The organism is Saccharothrix tamanrassetensis, assembly GCF_014203665.1.
Taxonomy (GTDB): domain Bacteria; phylum Actinomycetota; class Actinomycetes; order Mycobacteriales; family Pseudonocardiaceae; genus Actinosynnema; species Actinosynnema tamanrassetense.
Genome location: NZ_JACHJN010000001.1, coordinates 114,948 through 134,396, shown reverse-complemented (window position 1 = coordinate 134,396; position 19,449 = coordinate 114,948). Strand labels below are relative to the sequence as shown.

The window sequence follows — 19,449 nt, the reverse complement described above, 5'->3', positions numbered from 1 at the left end:
GCAGCCAGGCTCCCACCGCCGTCAATCGGCCATCCGGGCTTCCGACGACCGAATCGTGTAGCAACGCTTAACGTGACTCCACAAGCCTTCACTTTTCTTAACGCGACTGCTGAGGCACCGTGGACCGGGTGTCGAGCAAATCGATGGTGCGGATGGGATTGCTGGCCCTGCTGTGGGGATCGGGCTTCCTGTGGATCAAACTCGCCCTCACCGGCCTGACCCCCGTGCAGCTCACCGTGATCCGCTGCGCACTGGGCGCGTCGGTCCTGCTCGTCCTCGCCGTCGCCCAACGCCAGAAGCTGCCGCGCGACCCGGTGACCTGGGGGCACCTGGTCGTCGCGGCGCTGTTCTGCAACGCGGTGCCGTTCCTGCTGTTCGGCATCGGCGAGCAGACCGTGGACTCCGGCGTCGCCGGCGTCCTCAACGCCACCACCCCGCTGTGGTCACTGCTGATCGGCCTGGTCATCGGCAGCGAACGCGGCCGGCTCACCCCGACCCGCGTCGGCGGCCTCGTCCTCGGCTTCGCGGGCGTCCTGCTCATCTTCGCGCCGTGGCAGCAGCACGGCCTGGCGAGCTGGGGCGCACTCGCCCTGCTCGGCGCGGCCGCCAGCTACGCCGTCGCGTTCGCCTACATGGGACGCAACCTCGTCGGCAGGGGCGGCTCCATGGCGATCTCCGCCGCCCAGCTGATGACCGCCACCGGCCTGAGCGCGCTCGCCCTCCCGGCATCCGGCCCCGCCCACCCGAACGCCACCGCGCTGATCGCCGTGGTCGTCCTCGGCATCTTCGGCACCGGCATCACCTTCGTGCTCAACTACCGCATCATCGAAGACGAAGGCGCGACCAGCGCCGCCACCGTCGGCTACCTGCTGCCCGTGGTGTCCGTCGCGCTCGGCGCCATCGTGCTCGGCGAACCGCTGACACCGCGGATCATCGCGGGGATGGCGGTGGTCCTGATCGGCGTCGCCCTGACCCAGGTGGCCCTGACCCGATCGGCCCTGACCCGATCGGCCCCGAACCGAACGGCCCCGAACCGAACCGCTCCGAACCGAACCGCTCCGAACCGGGCGGCCGTGACCCGATCGGCCCCGCCCGAACCGCCGCAAGACGGACGCCCACCCCACCGATCCCCGGTCGTCCCCACCGAGCGTGAGCACACCGGCGGCCGTTCGGCCGACCTCTGTTGACCATGGCATAAAAGGCAGGTCAGGCTCCTCGATTGAACCCCGGACGAGTGACTGTCCGCTCCGTCAACCCTGCGCCGGAGCGCACCCGCCCGGGGATCACCCGAAGGAGCCGACCAGTGCGTCCTTTCACCACCACCCTCGCCCTGCTCGCCGCCGCCGTCACCACGGCAGGCCTCGCCACCGGCGTCGCGTCCGCCGCCGCGCACCAGGCGCCGATCCTCGTCCCGGCGGCCACCGCCACCGCCCGACCCGTCGAGGACACCTACATCGTCACCCTCGACGAGCGGGGGCCCACGGCCCGGCCACCGCCGCGACCGCGGGCGTGACCCCGACCCACGTGTACGACGCCGCGTTCACCGGGTTCTCCGCCAAGCTCACCCCGACCCAGCTCCGCAAGCTCAGCCGCGACCCGTCGGTCAAGCTCATCGAACAGGACATGCTGGTCACCGACGCGCTCGACATCACCCAGGCCAACCCGCCGTCATGGGGCATCGACCGCGTCGACCAGCGCAACCTGCCGCTGTCGGCCGGCTACACCTACAACGTCAACGGCTCCGGCGTGCACGCCTACATCATCGACACCGGCATCACGCCGGGCCACGCCGACTTCGGCGGCCGCGCCACGTTCGACTACAACGCCATCGACACCGACAACACCGACTGCCAGGGCCACGGCACCCACGTCGCCGGCACCATCGGCTCCACCACCTACGGCGTCGCCAAGGGCGTCCGGCTGCACGGCGTGAAGATGATGAACTGCGCCGGCAGCACCACGACCACCGCCGCGCTCAACGCCGTCGACTGGGTCACCCGCAACGCCCAGCGCCCGGCCGTGGCCAACACCTCCTGGAACTACCCGGCCACCGCCAGCCTGGAGACCGCCATCCGCGCCATGATCTCCTCCGGCGTCTTCCTGGCCACCTCGGCGGGCAACACCGGCGGCAACTCGTGCGACCGCCTGCCGCGCAAGGTCGAGACCGCCTCCGTCGTCGCGTCCTCGGAACGCACCGACGCCCGTTCCTCCTTCTCCAGCACCGGATCCTGCGTCGACCTCTACGCGCCCGGCAGCTCGATCACCTCCACGCTGCGCACCGGCGGCAGCGGCTCGATGAGCGGCACCTCCATGGCCACCCCGCACGTCGCGGGCGTGGCGGCGCTGTACAAGTCGCGCTTCGGCGAGGCGTCCCCGGCGACCGTGCACAACTGGCTCAACACCAACGCCACACCCGGCGTCGTCAACGGCGGCGGCACCGGCGGCACGGTCAACCGCCTGCTGTTCACCACCGGCCTGTGAATCAACCCCGGCGCGCGGGGTTCCACGTCCCCACCCGCGCGCCGGGAACCAGCGGAACGACTGCTTCAAGCCTGGAACACCGACACCGCACCGATGTCCGGTGTTGCGTGACAACAGGGTCGCGACGCGCTCTCAGCAACGGCCTGCCAGGATCGCGGCATGGGGACCGACGCGTTCGTGCTGCCGCTGGACGATCCCGGAGCCGACCTCGCGACGGTGGGCGGCAAAGGCGCATCGCTGGCACGGCTCGTGCGCGCCGGCCTGCCCGTGCCCGGCGGCTTCCACGTGACCACCCACGCCTACCGGGTGTTCGCCCACGGCCTCGACACCGGCGATCCGACCGCCGCCGGGTTCGCGGCGAAGGAGATGCCGCGGGAGATCGCGGACGCGATCCTCGTCGCCCTGCCCGACGCGCCGCTGGCGGTCCGTTCGTCGGCCACCGCCGAAGACCTGCCCGACCTGTCGTTCGCGGGCCAGCACGACACCTTCCTGGACGTGCGCGGCGAAGACGTGCTGGACGCGGTGAAGCGCTGCTGGGCGTCACTGTGGACCGAACGGGCCGTCGACTACCGGGCCCGCAACGGCATCACCGACACCGCGATGGCCGTGGTGGTGCAGGAACTCGTACCCGCCGACGCGGCGGGCGTGCTGTTCACCGCCAACCCGGTCACCGGAGCCCGCGACGAGACCGTCGTCAACGCCGCTCCCGGCCTCGGCGAGGCACTCGTCGGCGGCGAGATCACGCCGGACACGTACGTGGTCTCCCACGGTGCAGTGCGGTCGGGAGGCGACCTGCTCGACGACCGGCAGGTACTCGAACTGGCCGCCCTGGGAACCCGCATCCAGGACCTGTACGGCGTGCCGGTGGACGTCGAATGGGCGTTGCGCGAAGGCCGTTTCGCCATCCTCCAGGCCCGGCCGATCACCGCGCTGGAGGAAGTCTGGAACGACAGCCTGCGCGGCGACTACCTGTGGACGTGTGCCAACCTCGGCGAAGCCGTGCCCAGCGTGATGACACCCGCCACCTGGTCCATCGTCCAGGTGCTCGCCCAGCCGCCGATCGGCGGCCACCCCACCACGGGCAACATCGGCGGCCGGTTCTACCTCAACCTCAGCGCCGCGTTCGCCGTCGGCACGGCCCTCGGACTCGGCGGCACGATGCGACGGCTGGCCGTGCACACCTTCGGCCGCATCCCCGACGGCGTCGAGGTGCCGCGGCTGCCGCTGAACCGCCCGGCGACCCTGAGCGCGGCCATCGCGGCGGCCGTGCCGTTCGTCAAGACCAGTCGCGAATACGCCAAACGCATCGACGGCCTCATCGCCTCCGCACCGGCCCGCGCCGAGGAACTGCGCACCCGCATCACCGCCGCCTCGACCACGGCGGAACTGCGCGCGCTGTGGCAGTCCGAACTGGACACCTTCCTGCGCGACGACGTCCGCATGTACGACGCGGGAGCCCGCGGCGGCATCGGCACGAACGCCAGGCTGCGCCGCGACCTCGGCCGCCTCGTGGGCGAACAGGACACCACCGCACTGCTCACCGGCGCGCACGGGGCGTCCGGCGACCTCGCCAGCCTCGGCCCGCTGCTCGGCCTGGCCCGCCTGCGGCGCGGCGAGATCGACCGCGCCACCTACCTGCGCGACTGGGGCCACCGCTTCGCCGACGAGTACGAGGTGTCCGCACCGCGTCCGTCCGAGGACCCCGCCTGGCTGGACCGCCGACTCGCCACCGACACCCCCGACCCGCGGGAGCTGCTGGCCCGGCAGGCGGCGGCACGGGACGCGGCCCGGCAGCGGCTGGTGGCCGCCCACCCCGCCAAGGCGGCCCGGCTCGGCCGCAGGCTCGACGCCCTCGCCGAGACCACCAGACGCCGCGAACGCGCCCGGTCCGAGATGGTGCGCGGGTTCGGCGTCCTGCGGGCCTTCCTGGTGCGGGCCGCCGAACTGACCGGCCACGACGTGTTCTTCCTGTCCCTGGAGGAGACCCTCGCCGTGCTCAGCGGCGACGACCGCCCGGCATCGGCGATCCAGGCCCGGCGCGAGGCCTACGAGCGCTACCGGGCACTGCCGCCGTACCCCACGATCATCAGAGGCCACTTCGACCCCGTCTCGTGGGCGGCCGACCCGAACCGCCGGATGGACGTCCACGACGCCTCCGCCACACCACCGGGAGACAGCGTCTCGGGCCTGCCCGGCGCGGCGGGCGTGGCGGAAGGCGTGGCCCGGGTGATCGCCTCCGTCGAAGACGGCGACGCCCTGCGAACCGGCGAGATCCTGGTGACCACCGTGACCAACATCGGTTGGACCCCGCTGTTCCCGCGCGCGGCGGCGGTCGTGACCGACGTCGGCGCCCCGCTGTCCCACGCCGCGATCGTGGCCCGCGAACTGGGCATCCCCGCCGTCGTGGGCTGCGGCAACGCCACCACCCGGATCCGGACGGGCGACCGCATCCGGGTCGACGGCGGCCTCGGCACCGTGACCCCCGTCGACTAGGCACCCGGAAGACAGGGTGCCCGACGACAGGTGTCCCAGGGAAAGGTGTCCCGGGGACAGGGTGCCCGGGACTAGGAGCCCGAGCGGGCCAGTTCGTGGGGGAGTCCGACGTAGTTCTCGGCCAGGCTGGTCGCGGCGGCCTGCGACGAGCAGACGTAGCGGAGCTGGGCCAGTTGCAGCTGTTGGTCCAGGTCGTCGCCGGAGGTGTGCAGCATGGAGGTCATCCACCACGAGAAGTGCGTGCACCGCCAGACCCGGCGCAGCGCCCGCTCCTCGTAGCTGTCCAGCAGGTCGGTGCGGCGCTCGGTGAAGAACGCGTCGAGCGCCTCGGTCAGCACCGCGACGTCGGCGACCGCGAGGTTGAGGCCCTTCGCGCCGGTCGGCGGCACGATGTGCGCGGCGTCGCCGACCAGGAACAGCCGGCCGTGGCGCATGGGTGTGCTGACGAAGCTCCGCATCGGGGTGATGCCCTTGTCCACGATCGGGCCGTCGGCCAGCGTCCAGCCGTCGAGCCCGAGCCGGGTGCGCAACTCGTCCCAGATCCGGTCGTCGGACCAGTCCTCGACGTTCTCCGCGCGGTCCACCTGGAGGTAGAGCCGGCTCAGCTGCGGCGACCTCATGCTGTGCATGGCGAACCCGCGCGGGTGCCAGGCGTAGATCAGCTCGTCGGTGGACGGCGGGACCTCGGCCAGGATGCCCAGCCAGCCGTAGGGGTAGTCGCGTTCCCAGGTGCGGCGCAGCGGTGCGGGGATCGTCGGACGGCTGACGCCGTGGAACCCGTCCGCGCCGACCACGATGTCGGCCTCCACCACGTGCGCCACGCCGTCTCTGTCCACGAACGACACGCTCGGGCGGTCGGAGTCGACGTCGTGCAGAGCGGTCTGCGTCACCTCGAAGTGCACCGCGTCGGCACGTACCCCGAGCAGGTCCTTCACCACCTCGGTCTGGCCGTAGATCCACACCGACCGGCCGGTGAGCGCGTGGAAGTCGATCCGGTGGCGTTCGCCCGGCCACTGGAGGTGGATGCCGTCGTGCCGCAGCCCCTGCGACTTCAGCCGGTCGCCGAGGCCGGAGTCCACCAGCAGGTCCACGGTGTCCTGCTCCAGCACGCCCGCCCGGATACGGGCTTCGACGTACGCGCGTGACCGGTTCTCCACGATCACGGACTCGATGCCGCGCAACGACAGCAGGTGCGAGAGCAGCAACCCCGCAGGACCGGCACCGACGATGGCGATCTGTGTGCGCATGGGAGCAGCCTGCGCGACCGGGCGCCCCGCGAACAGGGGCGACTTCCACTGAGCGGCAACCTTTTCGGCATCCGATGATCTATCTATTCCATAACTTCAGTGAAGACTGGAATTAATCACTCGTCGATCTACCTGCAGGAAGTCGACCTCCTACTTCACACAACGCACTGAGCTGCGAAGAGTTGATCAACCGCCCCGAACCGCTCGTCGTGGTAGCGCAAGAACCTCGAAGGGAGCCCGGCAAGGGGCTGTCGAGGAGGATGCCGGCGGTAAGGCCGACGCCCCGGTCACCGGAGATGACCGGGGCGTCTTCAGTCGGCGACGCGTTCGCGGGCTTCGGCGAGGTCTTCCTCGGTGGGGGCGTCGTCCTGGGTCAGGGCGAGCCGCCAGTAGCCGGCGAAGTCGATCCGGCGCTTGTCCAGGCCCCGGTCGCCGATGAGGTGTCGGCGGATGGCGCGGACGGTGCCGGCTTCGCCGGCGATCCAGGCGAACGCCTCGCCGTCGGGGAACGGGGCGGCCCGGACGGCGTTGAGCAGGCCGGTGCCGTGGCCGGGCGGAGTGGTGCCCCGGTGCACCCAGTGGAGGTCGAGTTCGGCGGCGGTGTCCAGCGGCTGTTCCTCGGCGGGGTCGCTGATCTCGATGCGGACGACGGCTCGGGCGTCGTGGGGGAGTGCGGCGAGGTGACCGGCGATGGCCGGGATGGCGGTCTCGTCGCCGGCCAGCAGGATCCAGTCGAACCTGCCGAGCCGGGTGCGGTAGGCGGCGGACGGCCCGTAGCGGCCGATCGTGTCGCCGGGTCGGGCGGTCGCGGCCCAGCGGGTGGCGGGGCCCGCGTCGGCGTGCAGCACGAAGTCGATGTCGATCTCGTGGGTGTCCGGGTGGTGGTCGCGCACGGTGTAGCTGCGCATCCAGGGGCGTTCGGGTTCGGGGATGGACTGGTAGGCCTGGTACCAGCCCGTGCCGTACTTGTCGTCGCGGTCCGCCGGCAGGTCGGGGACGGGGTGGCCGGGTTTGGGGATCAGCAGTTTGAGCTGCTGGTCGGGCCAGGTGGGGAAGTCGTCCAGGCCGTCGCCGGTGAACCGGACGCGCACGACGTGCGGGGTGACCGGGTGGGTTGCTGTGACGTGCAGGAGGGGCACGGCGTTCCTCGGGTCGGTGCTGGTCGGACCGGGTGTGGTGCCGGTCGGGGCATCGCCGGGCCGGTGGCGGCCGGGCGATGCCCCGACCGGGTTCAGGGGCGGGCGGCGACGTAGCGGCGCAGGTGCTGGGCGGTGAGGGTGTCGGCGTCGGCCACGAGTTCGGTGGGGGTGCCGGTGAACACGATGCGCCCGCCGTCGTGGCCCGCTCCGGGGCCGAGGTCGATGATCCAGTCGGCGTGCGCCATGACCGCCTGGTGGTGCTCGATGACGATGACGGTGTTGCCGTCGTCGACCAGCCGGTCGAGCAGGGCGAGGAGTTTGTCGACGTCGGCGAGGTGCAGGCCGGTGGTGGGTTCGTCCAGGACGTAGGTGGACGCCTTCTCGGCCATCTGGATGGCGAGTTTGAGGCGTTGCCGTTCGCCGCCGGACAGGGTGGTGAGGGGCTGGCCGAGGGACAGGTAGCCCAGGCCGACGTCGGCCAGCCGGTCCAGGACGGCCCTGGCCTGCTTCTCGGTGAAGAAGTCGCGGGCTTCGGCGACGGACATGGCGAGGACTTCGCTGATGTTGCGGCCGCGCAGCAGGTGGGTGAGGACTTCGGGGGTGAACCGCTTGCCCTCGCACTCCTCGCAGACGGTGGCGACGCCGGCCATCATGGCGAGGTCGGTGTAGACCAGCCCGATGCCCTTGCACTTGGGGCAGGCGCCTTCGGAGTTGGCGCTGAACAGGGCGGCTTTGACGCCGTTGGCCTTGGCGAACGCGGTGCGGACGGGGTCGAGCAGGCCGGTGTAGGTGGCGGGGTTGCTGCGCCGGGAGCCGCGGATGGGGGACTGGTCGACGGTGACGACGTCGTCACGGGTGGCCAGGGAGCCGTGGATGAGGGAGCTCTTGCCGGATCCGGCGACCCCGGTGACGACGGTGAGCACGCCGAGGGGCACGTCGACGCTGACGTCGTGCAGGTTGTGCAGGTTCGCGCCGGTGATGGGGATGTGCCCGGTGGGTCGGCGGGTGTCGGGGCGGAGGCGGGCGCGGTGGTCGAGGTGGCGGCCGGTGAGGGTGTCGGAGGCGCGGAGTGCGGCGACGGTGCCGGTGAACTGGATCTCGCCGCCGTTGGTGCCCGCGCCGGGGCCGAGGTCGACCACGTGGTCGGCGATCTCGATGGTCTCCGGTTTGTGCTCGACGACGAGGACGGTGTTGCCCTTGTCGCGCAGGCGCAGCAGCAGGTCGTTCATCCGCTGGATGTCGTGGGGGTGCAGGCCGACGGTGGGTTCGTCGAAGACGTAGGTGACGTCGGTGAGCGCGGAGCCGAGGTGGCGGACCATCTTGACGCGTTGGGCCTCGCCGCCGGAGAGGGTGGCGGACTGGCGGTCCAGGCTGAGGTAGCCCAGGCCGATCTCGACCAGGGAGTCGAGGGTGTCGCGGAGGGTGGCGATCATCGGGCCGACGGAGTCGTCGTCGATCTTGGCGACCCAGTCGGCGAGGTCGCTGATCTGCATGGCGGAGCAGTCGGCGATGTTGGCACCCTGGATCCTGGAGGACAGGGCGGCCTGGTTGAGGCGGGTGCCGCCGCAGGCGGGGCAGGCGGTGAAGGTGACGGCGCGGTCCACGAAGGCGCGGATGTGGGCCTGCATGGACTCGCGGTCCTTGGACAGGAACATCCGCTGCACCCTGGGGACGAGTCCTTCGTAGGTGATGTTGCTCTTGCCGATCTTGACCTTGGTGTTCTCCTTGTGCAGGAAGTCGGCCCACTGCTGCTCGGTGTAGTCCCTGAGCTTGGTGTCGGGGTCGACGAACCCGGAGGCGCCGTAGGTCTGCACGTACCAGCTGTCCGCCGGGAATCCGGGGACCTTGATGGCGCCCTCGTTGAGGGACTTGTCCCGGTCGACGAGTTCGTCGAGGTCGATGCTGGAGGCGCGGCCGAGGCCCTCGCAGTCGGGGCACATGCCTTCGGGGAGGTTGAAGCTGAACGCGCCGGAGGTGCCGACGTGCGGGGTGCCCAGGCGGCTGAACAGGATGCGGAGCATGGTGTGGGCGTCGGTGGCGGTGCCGACGGTGGAGCGCGAGTTGGCGCCCATGCGTTCCTGGTCGACCACGATGGCGGCGCTGAGGTTGCGCAGGGCGTCCACGTCGGGGCGGCCGAGGTTGGGCATGAAGGACTGGATGAACGCGGTGTAGGTCTCGTTGATCAGGCGCTGCGACTCGGCCGCGATGGTGCCGAACACCAGGGAGGACTTGCCGGAACCGGAGACGCCGGTGAAGACGGTGAGGCGTCGTTTGGGGATGTCGACGCTGACGTCCTTGAGGTTGTTCTCGCGTGCGCCGCGTACTTCGATCAGGTCGTGGCTGTCGGCCGCCGTTGCCATGCGCTTGCTTCCCCCTGCTTTGTTTATGGCGTAAAGTCGCGGACAGGTTAGTTTATGGCGTAAGGAGATGCAAGTGGTGGTGTTCGCCGGACAAGGTGACCCGCGCCGGTCGATGTCGCTGCTGTGGCGCTCGGCGGAAGCCGGGTCGCGGCCGGGGCCGAAGCCGGGGCTCAGCGTGGACGCCATCGTGGACGCCGCCATCGCGGTGGCCGACGAGCAGGGCATGTCGGCGCTGTCCATGCGCGCGGTGGGGGAGCGGTTGGGGCGCACCGCGATGGCCCTCTACACCTACGTGCCGAACAAGGCGGAGCTGCTCGACCTCATGTACGACAAGGTGCTGGGGCAGTTGCCGACCGAGTACCCGTCGGACCAGGGGTGGCGGGCGGCGCTGACCGCGTGGGTGGGCGATGTGCGCGCGTTCTACCTGTGGCACCCGTGGGTGTTGCAGGTCTCGCAGGCGCGGCCGGTGCTGGGGCCCAACGAGTTCACCATGCTGGAGACGCTGCTGCGCATCCTGCGGCAGACCGGGCTGGAGCGGTCGGTGCTGCGCGGGGTCGTCGGGGTGGTGACGCAGTTCGTGCGCGGTGCCGCGGAGGTGATCGCCGACGCGCGGCGGGCCGCCCGCGAGACCGGGGTCTCCGACGAGGAGTGGTGGTACGCGCGGTCGCCGCTGGTGGAGGAGTTCTCCGCGCCGTTCGAGCGCCAGTTCCCGCTGGTGGCGTGGCTCGGGGAGCTGGATCCGCCCGCGGCCGACGACGACTGCACGCCGTACCTGGAGCGCCACGCCGAGTGGAACTTCACCGTCGGCCTGGAGGTGCTGCTGGACGGCATCGAGGCCGCCGTCGCCCGATCGGTGGGATAGGGTTCGCGGGCCTGTCGGTCGCGAGCGCGGGGAGGTGAGACCCGTTTCCGTAATTGTGGTGGTCGGGTCGTGCCTGCCGGGTGCCGGGTGCCGGTGAGGGGCGGGACGCCCGTGGAGATGCGGAAGGCGTTCCCTTGTTCGTCGATGAGTCGTCGTTGTCCGGTGTCGTCGCGCGGCTGAGGGCCGCGGGCTGCGTGTTCGCCGAGGACGAGGCCGCGTTGCTGGTCGAGGCCGCCGACACGGCCGCCGCGCTGGCGGCCTCGGTGGACCGCCGGGTGGCGGGCCTGCCGTTGGAGCAGGTGCTGGGGTGGGCGGAGTTCCGGGGGCTGCGGATCGCGGTCGAGCCCGGGGTGTTCGTGCCGCGCACCCGTACCGGGTTCCTGGTGGAGCAGGCCGTGCCGTTGGCCCGTGCCGGCGCCGTGGTGGTGGACCTGTGCTGCGGCACGGGCGCGGTGGGCGCGGCGTTGGCGGCCGTGGCGTCGGTGGAGCTGTACGCGGCGGACGTCGACCCGGCCGCGGTGCGGTGCGCGCGGCGCAACCTCGATCCCGCCAGGGTGTTCGAGGGTGATCTGTACGCCGCGTTGCCCGCCGCGCTCAAGGGCCGGGTGGACGTGCTGGTGGCCAACGCCCCGTACGTGCCCACCGCGGCCATCGGCACCATGCCGCCCGAGGCGCGCGACCACGAGCCGCTGGTCGCGCTGGACGGCGGTCGGGACGGGCTGGACGTGCAGCGGCGGGTGATCGCGGAGGCCCCGGCGTGGCTGGCGCCCGGCGGGGCGCTGCTGGTGGAGACCGGCGAACGCCAGGCGGCGGGCACGGTGGCGGCGTTCGGCCGAGCCGGGTTCGCCACGACGGTCGCGCGGTCGGACGACGTGGACGCGACCGTCGTGGTCGGCACTACGCCCCGGTGACCCCGTCGGTGAGTTCGCGCACCACGTCGAGCTGACCGACGTGCCGGGCGTACTCCTGGAGCATGTGGAACAGGATCCAGGCCAGGGTGGGCGTGGGCGCGCCGTCCCACGTCCACCTCGCGGCGCGGTCGGACAGCCCGGCGGCGGCCGTGATCTCCCGTGACCGCGCGCACTGGGCCAGGTAGAAGTCGCGGATGCTCTCCGTGGTGTCGCCGTCCTCCACGGTCCACTCGGCGTCGTCGACCGCCGGGTTGCCGCGCGGGTGCTCGACGTCCTCGCCGCGGAAGTACCACCGCATCCAGCGCAGTTCGACGTGGGCGAGGTGCTTGACCAGGGTGAGCGGGGACCAGCCGGAGGGCACGCGGCTGGTGCGCAGCTCCTCGTCGGACAGGCCGGCGAGCTTGCGCAGCAGGGTGTCGCGGTAGAAGTCCAGGTACTCCAGCACCAGCCGGGTCGGGTCGGCGATGTCGGTGGCCGGTTCGACCGGCACCGCGATCCGCGCGCGCACCGCGTCCCCGTCGACCTCGACGGTCGCGCCGGCGCGCTTGAGCACCTTGAGCGCGGCGGTGTTGCCGGTGGTGGTCTCGGCGGTGATGGTGCGGATGCTGCGCGCCCACGCCTGGTCGACGACCCGGCGCACGGCCTGCACGCCGACGCCCGCGCCGCGTGCCGAGCGGGCCACCCACAGGCCGGTCTGCCCGGTGTCGGTCAGCCGGATCATGCCCAGCGTGCGGTCGCGTTCGACGATTTCGTAGGCGTGGCGCCGGAAGCCGCGGTAGAACTCGCGGAACTCCTCGGTCCGGTCCGGTGTCCAGCCCGGCGGCATCACGTCCTCCGGGTCGGCGTCGGCCACCGCGACGGCCAGCAGCCGCTCCAGGCCTTCGTCGTCCAGCGGGCGCAGGCTGATCACTACCACCAACTCCTTCTCCGACGGCACCGCCCCGGTGATCACCTTGCCGGGGCACGGGCCCATCCTCGCCCGGCCTACCCTGATCGCGGAACCGGAATACGGCAGGAGCAGGAGCACGATGTCGGCGACGAGGCTGCTGGTCCTCGGCGTGGTGCGCGGTTACGGCCGCGCGCACGGCTACCTGATCGGCAACGACCTGATGTCCTGGGGCGCGGGGGAGTGGGCCAACGTCAAGTGGGGTTCGATCTACCACGCGCTCAAGCAGTTGACCAAGGACGGTTGCCTCACCGACGAGACCGTGCCGCCCGCGCGCACCGACTACGTCCTCACCGCGAAGGGCGAGCAGGAGTTCCGGCGGCTGCTGCGCGACGCGCTGCGCCGCCCGGAGACCCGGCCCGACATGCTCGCCGCGGGGCTGGCGCTGTTGCCGTCGCTGACCCGCGCCGACGCGGTGGCCCTGCTGCACGAGCGGCTGGCCGCCCTGGAGTCCAGGCGCGACACCGCCCGCGAGCAGGCCGCCGGGTGGGGCGAGCCGGCGCACGTGCGGGAGCTGTTCGGGCTGTGGGAGCACACCGCCGGCAGCGGTGTGGCGTGGACGCGCGGCCTGCTGGAACGCCTCGAAGCAGGGGCGTACCCGATGGCGGGCGACCGCGGTTCGCCGGGCGGACCCGGCAGTTGGTCTATACTCAAACTTGAGTAGCCAAGGGGGAGCACTGAACACAGGTCTCGAACGGTGCGCGGTCGTCTTCGAACCCGCCGACCCGCCACGCATGTCGACCATGGCCTTCTACGGCGACCACCTGCCCGACGGCGAGCAGCCCGACGCGGTGGCACCGGCCTTCGGGGAACTTTCCATCGCCCAGCCCGACGGCACGAAACGGCAGGTCGCCGCCCTGCGGCTGGCGGTCGCCGAGGCCGTGCCGGTGCTGTCCAGAGCCCGCCGCAGCCCGCACGCCCACCCGGCCGCCGCGTTCTGGGGCGCGGCCGTCGTCGTCGCGCTGCAACTGGTCGCCCGCGGCCGGGTGCGGCCCGCCGTCACCGAGGGCGACTTCGACGCCTGGCGGCTCGGCCCGCTCGACGCCGCCGACGCCCGCCGGGTGCGCGACCTCGCCGACGCCATGCCCGCGCACGCCCGCGCCGTGCCGCTGCCCGGCCGCGACCCGCTCGAACTCGCCGAAGCCGAACCCCTGGTCCGGGCCTTCCTGGACGCCGTCGCGGACACCATGCCGCGCGGCGCGGCCGCGGTGCGCGCCGCCGGCGCGCCCGCGTTCGCCTCCCCGGCCCCGCAGCAGGTGCCGCACCTGCGCGACTGGGCCGACCAGGGCGTGCGGATCTCGCTGCGCATCGAGGGCCTGGACTCGTTCCGCGCCGTCGTCCAGGTGCACAGCCTCGCCGACCCCACCGCGGTGGTCGACGCCGCGCTGCTGTGGGCCGGCGCCGACCGGCGGGCCCAGTCCGACGCCATGGTCGGCATCCGCCGCGCCGCGCGCGCCTTCCCGCCCCTGGAACGGCTGCTCGACCTGCCCGTGCCCGACGAGGTGGCGCTGCTCGACTCCGACGTGGAGCAGCTGCTGCGCGACGGCGCGGTGCGGCTCGCGGCGGCCGGCGTGGACGTGCACTGGCCCAAGGACCTGCTGCGCGACCTGTCCGCGAAGGTCGTCCTCGGCGACGACCGGGACCGGCCCGCGTTCTTCGGCCCCGACCAGCTCACCACCGTCAACTGGCAGCTCGCGCTGGGCGACGACCCGCTCACCCCGGACGAGCTCGACCGGCTCGCCGAAGCGCACCGGCCGGTGGTGCGGCTGCGCGACCGGTGGGTCCTGGTCGACCCCGAACTGGCCCGCAAGGCCCGCGAACGCGACCTCAAGCCGGTCACCGCCATCGACGCCCTCGGTGCCGCGCTCACCGGCGTCACCGAGATCGACGGCGAGCAGGTCCGCGTCGCCGCCACCGGCTGGCTGGACGAGCTGCGCGCCAAGCTCGCCCTGCTCGACGACGAACCCGTCGGGCAGCCCGCCGCGCTGCGGGCCACCCTGCGCGACTACCAGCTCCGCGGCCTGCGCTGGCTGGACCGGATGACCTCGCTCGGCCTGGGCGGCTGCCTGGCCGACGACATGGGCCTGGGCAAGACCGTCACCCTCATCGCCCTGCACCTGCACCGCGACAGCGGACCCACCCTGGTCGTGTGCCCGGCGTCGCTGCTGGGCAACTGGCAGCGCGAGATCGAGCGCTTCGCGCCCGGCGTCCCCGTCCGCCGCTACCACGGCACCCGCCGCGAACTCGCGCACGAGGGGTTCGTGCTCACCACCTACGGCACCATGCGGGTGGACGCCGACCGGCTCGCCGAGGTCGAGTGGGGCCTGGTCGTCGCCGACGAGGCGCAGCACGTCAAGAACCCCGCGTCGGACACCGCCAAGGCGCTGCGCCGCATCCCCGCCGCCGCCCGCGTCGCCCTCACCGGCACCCCGGTCGAGAACACCCTCGCCGAGCTGTGGGCCGTGCTCGACTGGACCACCCCCGGCCTGCTCGGCACCCTGCCCCGGTTCAAGGCCCGCTGGGCCAAGCCCATCGAGGCCGACCACGACCGCGCCGCCGCCGACCGGTTCGCCGCGCTGATCAGGCCGTTCCTGCTGCGCCGGCGCAAGTCCGACCCCGGCATCGCACCCGAGCTGCCACCCAAGACCGAGACCGACCAGCCGGTGGCGCTGACCCGCGAACAGGCCGCCCTCTACGAGGCGGTCGTGCGGGAGCTCATGGCCGAGGTCGCCGAAGCCGACGGCATCGCCCGCCGCGGCAAGATCGTCAAACTGCTCACCGGCCTCAAACAGGTCTGCAACCACCCCGCGCAGTACCTCAAGGAGACCGAACCCCGGCTCGCCGGCCGCTCCGGCAAGCTCGAACTGCTCGACGAACTGCTCGACACCATCCTCGCCGAGGGCGGCGCGGTCCTGGTGTTCACCCAGTACGTCGCCATGGCCAGGCTCATCGCCAGGCACCTCGCCGCACGCGGCATCCCCAGCCAGTTCCTGCACGGCGGCACCCCCGTGCCCGCGCGTGAGGACATGGTGCGCCGCTTCCAGGACGGCGAGAACCCGGTGTTCCTGCTGTCCCTCAAAGCCGCCGGCACCGGCCTCAACCTCACCCGCGCCGACCACGTCGTGCACTACGACCGCTGGTGGAACCCCGCCGTGGAGGACCAGGCCACCGACCGCGCCTACCGCATCGGCCAGACCCGCCCGGTCCAGGTCCACCGGCTCATCGCCGAGGGCACCATCGAAGACCGCATCGCGCAGATGCTGCGCACCAAGCGCGAACTCGCCGACGCCGTGCTGTCCCACGGCGAAGCCGCGTTCACCGAACTGTCCGACGACGAACTGGCCAACCTGGTGGAGCTGAGGGCATGAGCGGACGCGTCAAGGGCTTCCCCGCGTTCGGCAAGGGCGTGCGCCGCGCCCGGTCCTGGTGGGGCCGCGCCTGGCTGCAGGCCGTGGAGGACACCTCCCTGGACCAGGCCCCGCTGCGGCAGGGCCGCAAGTACGCCCACGCCGGACTGGTCGGCACCATCACCGTCAGCCCCGGCAGGCTGTCCGCCGCCGTCTACGACACCGAGGACACCTACCAGACCACCGTGCGGCTCGCGCCGTTCACCGACGCCGAGTGGCACCGGTTCCTCGGCCAGATCGCCGCCAAGGCCGGCCACCTCGCCGCCCTGCTCGACCGCGAGATGCCCCGCGAACTCGCCGACGCCGCCGCCGACGCGGGCCTCGGGCTCCTGCCCGGCATCGGCGACCTCGACCCCGAGTGCACCTGCCCCGGCTGGGAACTGCCCTGCAGGCACGCCGCCGCGCTGTGCCACCAGGCCTCCTGGCTGCTCGACGCCGACCCGTGGGTGCTGCTCCTGCTGCGCGGCCGCGACCAGGACGAGGTCGTCGCCGGCGCCCGCCCGTCGACCGGGGTCCTCGCCGTCGACGCCTACGCCCGGCAACCCGCCGACCTGCCCGACGACCCGCCCCTGGCCGACCTCGGCCCGCTGCCCGAGTTCGAACCCGCACCCGGCCTCGACGTGGAGGTGCTCGCCCTGCTGGTCGCCGACGCGGCGGGCAAAGCCCGCGAGCTGCTGCTCACCGGCGAACGACCGGTGCTCGACGAGCGCCGCGACCGCATCCGGATGGCCGCCGCCCTGCCCGTGCTCGCCGACCGGCTCGACGCCCACCCGCGCGAACTCGACGCGTGGCGCCAGGGCGGACCGGCCGGGCTCGACGTGCTCGACGAGGCCTGGACCCCGGCGAAGGCCGACGCCGCCCGCGCCCGCGCGGCCTGGGAAGGCGGGGAACTGCCCGCCGCGAAGACCTGGCGGAACCGGTGGACCGTGCGGGACCGGCAACTGCGCTACGGGCGCGACGGCCGCTGGTACCCCTACCGGTCGCGCGCCGGCGAGTGGCACCCCACCGGCACCGCCGACCGCGACCCCGCCGCCGCGTTCTCCGAACTCACCTGACCACCTCGACCGGCACACGACCGTCGAGTACCACAGCTGTGGTACCACGGGCGTGGTGGTGATCCGCGCCCGTGGGACGGGCGCGGATCACCGCAGGTCCGGGACTAGGTGATCACCCCGGGCAAGGTCGCGGCCGTCCGCTTGCGGCGCAGCCACACCTTGCGCGAGCCGTCGCCGAACAGCAGCGTCCTGGACAGCTCCCAGCCCGCGAACTCGGCGTGGAGGGTCAGCTGCGTCGTCGCCGTGCGACGGGAGACACCGGCCGGCAGCCGCAGCGGCCGGTACTCCCAATCCCCGTCGACCACCCCTTCGCTCATATCCCGATCACCTGCATCCCTTGGCCGTCCCCGGACGCGACGAACACGCGCCCGCTGCCTGGGTCCACCGCCACCGAATCCGGCTGGCGGACCGTGGCGAACCGGAACCTCTCCACCGGCTCGCCCCCCGCGACGTCGAACGCCACCACCTGGTTGAGCCCGGTCAGTGTGATCCACACCAGGTCGCGGCGCTCGTCGTAGGCCATCCCGTACGGCGCGCCCGGCACCGGGTAGCGCTGCCGCATGATCAGCGGGCTCACCGAGAACGCCATCAGCTCGCCGCCGCGCGTGTCCACCACCAGCACCCGGCCGAACCGGTCGGCCACCATCGACGTCGCGCCGTCACCCGCCCGCAAACCCGCACCCAGCCGCGGACCCTCCGGGCCGTCCAGGTCGACGTCGAACACCGCGCTGCGCGGCCGGTCCAGCACCACCGCGTCGGTGCCCGCCGCCACCACCCGGTCCGGGCTGGACACCCCGGTCACCACCTCGTGGTCCACACCCACGAGCTTCGCGTCCCGGCGCGCCACCAACGTCCTGCCCGCCACCACGGCCACGTCCACCGGCCCGCCGTCGACCCCCCGCTCGGCGGTCGACCCGTCCGCCCGCACCGTCACCACGACACCGCGGCCCGGCACCGGGGCCTCCAGCGCGTCACCCACGACGGCGAGCCGCTCCGCCACCCCCGGCAGCGGCACCACCCGCGGCGCGGCCAACGCGTCCAGCGGGTAGAGCAGCACCGAGGGGGGCTCGGCCACGGCCACCGCGACCTGACCGCCGAACACCGCCACGGCGGTGGCCCCGGCCAGCGGCAGCACCGTGCCGGCGGGGGAGTCCGACTGCCGCGGCGACACGGCGGGCGTCGCCGCTTCCAGCGTCGCGGCCACCTGCAACGGGTCACCGGAGTTCTGCTCGGTCGTGCAGCCGGAGAGCAACGCGGTTCCGGTGAGCACCACCGCGGCCAGTCGGCGCAACGTCGAACCTCCACTAACCCGAACGCGACAAGTCCTCCCAGCATCCATCACGAAACCACCATCGTCACGCAGGGGGGAGGGTGTTGTCGTTGGTCCAGGAGAGTGGTAGTCGGGCCGCACCCGTACCCTAACCGGCCTTTTCGCGACTATCCCAGGTGAACGGGAGGCGACGCGATGACGGTCGAGGAGCTGCGTGGGCGGCACGTGGAACTGCTGCGGAACAGGCGTGTCGTGGACCACCTGGACGCGGTGCCCAGGGTGGCCGACACCGGCCACCGCTACCACACCTGGACCCAGGTGGCCGCCGAACCGCTGCCCACCAGGGTGGCCCGGCTCGCCGACGTGCGGGTCCGCCCCGCCGCCTACCGGCACGGCCACCTGCACGACCTGCAACGCACCCTGGACGCCCTGCTGCCCGAGGTGCTGCACCTGGCCCGCGCCGCCGGCTGGACGGTCACCACGCCCGTGCTCGCCGGCGTGTTCCCCACCGGCACCCTGGACGGCCTGTGCGTCCCGGTGCCCGGCCGTGGCGTGCTGGTGCTGGTCAACAGCGCCCTGCCGGACCTGGCCGGCGCCGTGCTCAAGATCATGACCGGGGCGCTGCCCAACTACGGCACCCCACCCCTGCTCACCGCCGAGCAGGCGTCCTACACGCTCGCCGAAGCCCTCAACGCCTACCTCTACGGCAACGGGGCCGTCGAAGCCAGACCCCTGCCCGAGCTGTCCGGGCAGCGCTCGGCCCTGGTGGGACTGATGCTGCGGCGCGCCACCCAGTTCGTCATCGCCCACGAGGTCGGGCACGTGCTGGCCGGGCACCTGGTCAACTCCCGGCGCTGGACCGACCCCAACACCCCGGTCGGCGTGCTGGACGCCCAGTCCGTCGGCTGGTCCCGGGAGCACGAGGCCGACCGGATCGCCGCCATGGTCATGCTGCACAGCCTGGACGACCTCAGCCCGCGCGAACTCGACGTGCACGAGCCGTGCCTGGTCGCGGCGCTGCTGCTGGTGCCGTTCCTGCACGAGATCACCGACCGGTTCGCCGACGAGCTCGGCCTCGCGGTGCCGTTCGCGGGCAGCCACCCGCCGCCCGTGCGGCGCATCCAGAGCCTGGTCGAGCACCTGGCCGAACGCGTCCGCACACCTCGCGCGCTCGACCTCGCCGCCGACGTGGCGACCTGGCTGGAAGACCAGGTCACCGACGTGCGGGAGTGGTTCAGGCTGGTCGACGAGGTGCTGATCTGAATCGCCCGACCGCGG

Annotated in this window: 16 protein-coding genes; 10 read left to right on the top strand and 6 right to left on the bottom strand. The window is 72.5% G+C overall.

All coding sequences use genetic code 11. The features are described from left to right. Positions 1-152 precede the first annotated feature (152 nt). The 4 genes from FHS29_RS00655 to FHS29_RS00645 all read left to right on the top strand — a co-directional run bounded on the left by FHS29_RS00655 (position 153) and on the right by FHS29_RS00645 (position 4,974). Positions 153-1,187 (top strand): DMT family transporter, encoded by a 1,035-nt coding sequence (locus FHS29_RS00655; RefSeq protein WP_184688523.1) that lies wholly within the window; start codon positions 153-155, stop codon positions 1,185-1,187. Positions 1,188-1,303: 116 nt separating this feature from the next. Then, complete coding sequence (locus FHS29_RS36480) at positions 1,304-1,513, top strand: hypothetical protein (RefSeq protein WP_246439747.1); 210 nt, start codon at positions 1,304-1,306, stop codon at positions 1,511-1,513. Further along, positions 1,510-2,481: a S8 family peptidase gene (locus FHS29_RS00650; protein ID WP_312864674.1), complete on the top strand. Its 972-nt coding sequence runs from the start codon at positions 1,510-1,512 to the stop codon at positions 2,479-2,481. Before FHS29_RS36480 ends, FHS29_RS00650 begins: the two co-directional genes overlap by 4 nt. A 159-nt stretch (positions 2,482-2,640) precedes the next feature. Next, positions 2,641-4,974, top strand: coding sequence for a PEP/pyruvate-binding domain-containing protein (locus FHS29_RS00645; protein ID WP_184687211.1), 2,334 nt, complete (start codon positions 2,641-2,643; stop codon positions 4,972-4,974). Positions 4,975-5,045: 71 nt separating this feature from the next. On the opposite strand, the gene FHS29_RS00640 is transcribed toward FHS29_RS00645, so the two are convergent. The 3 genes from FHS29_RS00640 to FHS29_RS00630 all read right to left on the bottom strand — a co-directional run bounded on the left by FHS29_RS00640 (position 5,046) and on the right by FHS29_RS00630 (position 9,720). Next, complete coding sequence (locus FHS29_RS00640) at positions 5,046-6,221, bottom strand: 4-hydroxybenzoate 3-monooxygenase (RefSeq protein WP_184687209.1); 1,176 nt, start codon at positions 6,219-6,221, stop codon at positions 5,046-5,048. Between the two features lie 311 nt (positions 6,222-6,532). Continuing rightward, a complete protein-coding gene (locus tag FHS29_RS00635) occupies positions 6,533-7,360 on the bottom strand; it encodes a siderophore-interacting protein (RefSeq protein WP_184687207.1) in 828 nt (275 codons plus the stop codon). Between the two features lie 92 nt (positions 7,361-7,452). Further along, positions 7,453-9,720, bottom strand: coding sequence for an ATP-binding cassette domain-containing protein (locus FHS29_RS00630; RefSeq protein WP_184687205.1), 2,268 nt, complete (start codon positions 9,718-9,720; stop codon positions 7,453-7,455). A gap of 73 nt (positions 9,721-9,793) precedes the next feature. Here FHS29_RS00630 and FHS29_RS00625 point away from each other — a divergent pair, with 73 nt between their 5' ends. Together FHS29_RS00625 and FHS29_RS00620 are read left to right on the top strand one after the other, a co-directional pair. Further along, the gene (locus FHS29_RS00625) at positions 9,794-10,582 is read left to right on the top strand and encodes a TetR/AcrR family transcriptional regulator (RefSeq protein WP_184687203.1); all 789 of its coding nucleotides are present in this window, start codon (positions 9,794-9,796) and stop codon (positions 10,580-10,582) included. A gap of 134 nt (positions 10,583-10,716) precedes the next feature. Beyond that, the gene (locus FHS29_RS00620) at positions 10,717-11,493 is read left to right on the top strand and encodes a putative protein N(5)-glutamine methyltransferase (RefSeq protein ID WP_184687201.1); all 777 of its coding nucleotides are present in this window, start codon (positions 10,717-10,719) and stop codon (positions 11,491-11,493) included. Here the strand turns inward: FHS29_RS00620 and FHS29_RS00615 are convergent. Then, positions 11,480-12,466, bottom strand: a complete 987-nt coding sequence (locus FHS29_RS00615) for a GNAT family N-acetyltransferase (RefSeq protein WP_221455248.1) — start codon at positions 12,464-12,466, stop codon at positions 11,480-11,482. The two genes, FHS29_RS00620 and FHS29_RS00615, sit on opposite strands and share 14 nt — an antisense overlap. Before the next feature lie 55 nt (positions 12,467-12,521). Between FHS29_RS00615 and FHS29_RS00610 the strand changes: the two genes are divergently transcribed. The 3 genes from FHS29_RS00610 to FHS29_RS00600 are packed head-to-tail and all read left to right on the top strand — an operon-like array spanning position 12,522 to position 16,901. Continuing rightward, a complete protein-coding gene (locus tag FHS29_RS00610; RefSeq protein WP_184687199.1) occupies positions 12,522-13,103 on the top strand; it encodes a PadR family transcriptional regulator in 582 nt (193 codons plus the stop codon). Between the two features lie 13 nt (positions 13,104-13,116). Then, a complete protein-coding gene (locus FHS29_RS00605; protein ID WP_512700864.1) occupies positions 13,117-15,807 on the top strand; it encodes an SCO1167/SCO6262 family helicase in 2,691 nt (896 codons plus the stop codon). Further along, positions 15,804-16,901, top strand: a complete 1,098-nt coding sequence (locus FHS29_RS00600) for an SWIM zinc finger family protein (RefSeq protein WP_184687195.1) — start codon at positions 15,804-15,806, stop codon at positions 16,899-16,901. The genes FHS29_RS00605 and FHS29_RS00600 overlap by 4 nt, the downstream gene beginning before the upstream one ends. Positions 16,902-17,005: 104 nt before the next feature. Here the strand turns inward: FHS29_RS00600 and FHS29_RS00595 are convergent, their stop codons facing one another. Beyond that, the gene (locus FHS29_RS00595) at positions 17,006-17,218 is read right to left on the bottom strand and encodes a DUF5703 family protein (protein ID WP_184687193.1); all 213 of its coding nucleotides are present in this window, start codon (positions 17,216-17,218) and stop codon (positions 17,006-17,008) included. Beyond that, entirely contained in the window at positions 17,215-18,192 is a 978-nt protein-coding gene (locus tag FHS29_RS00590) for a YncE family protein (protein WP_184687191.1), read from the bottom strand. Before FHS29_RS00590 ends, FHS29_RS00595 begins: the two co-directional genes overlap by 4 nt. 174 nt (positions 18,193-18,366) lie before the next feature. On the opposite strand from FHS29_RS00590, the gene FHS29_RS00585 reads away from it, so the two are divergent. Further along, entirely contained in the window at positions 18,367-19,434 is a 1,068-nt protein-coding gene (locus tag FHS29_RS00585) for a M48 family metalloprotease (protein ID WP_184687189.1), read from the top strand. Positions 19,435-19,449: the final 15 nt, after the last annotated feature.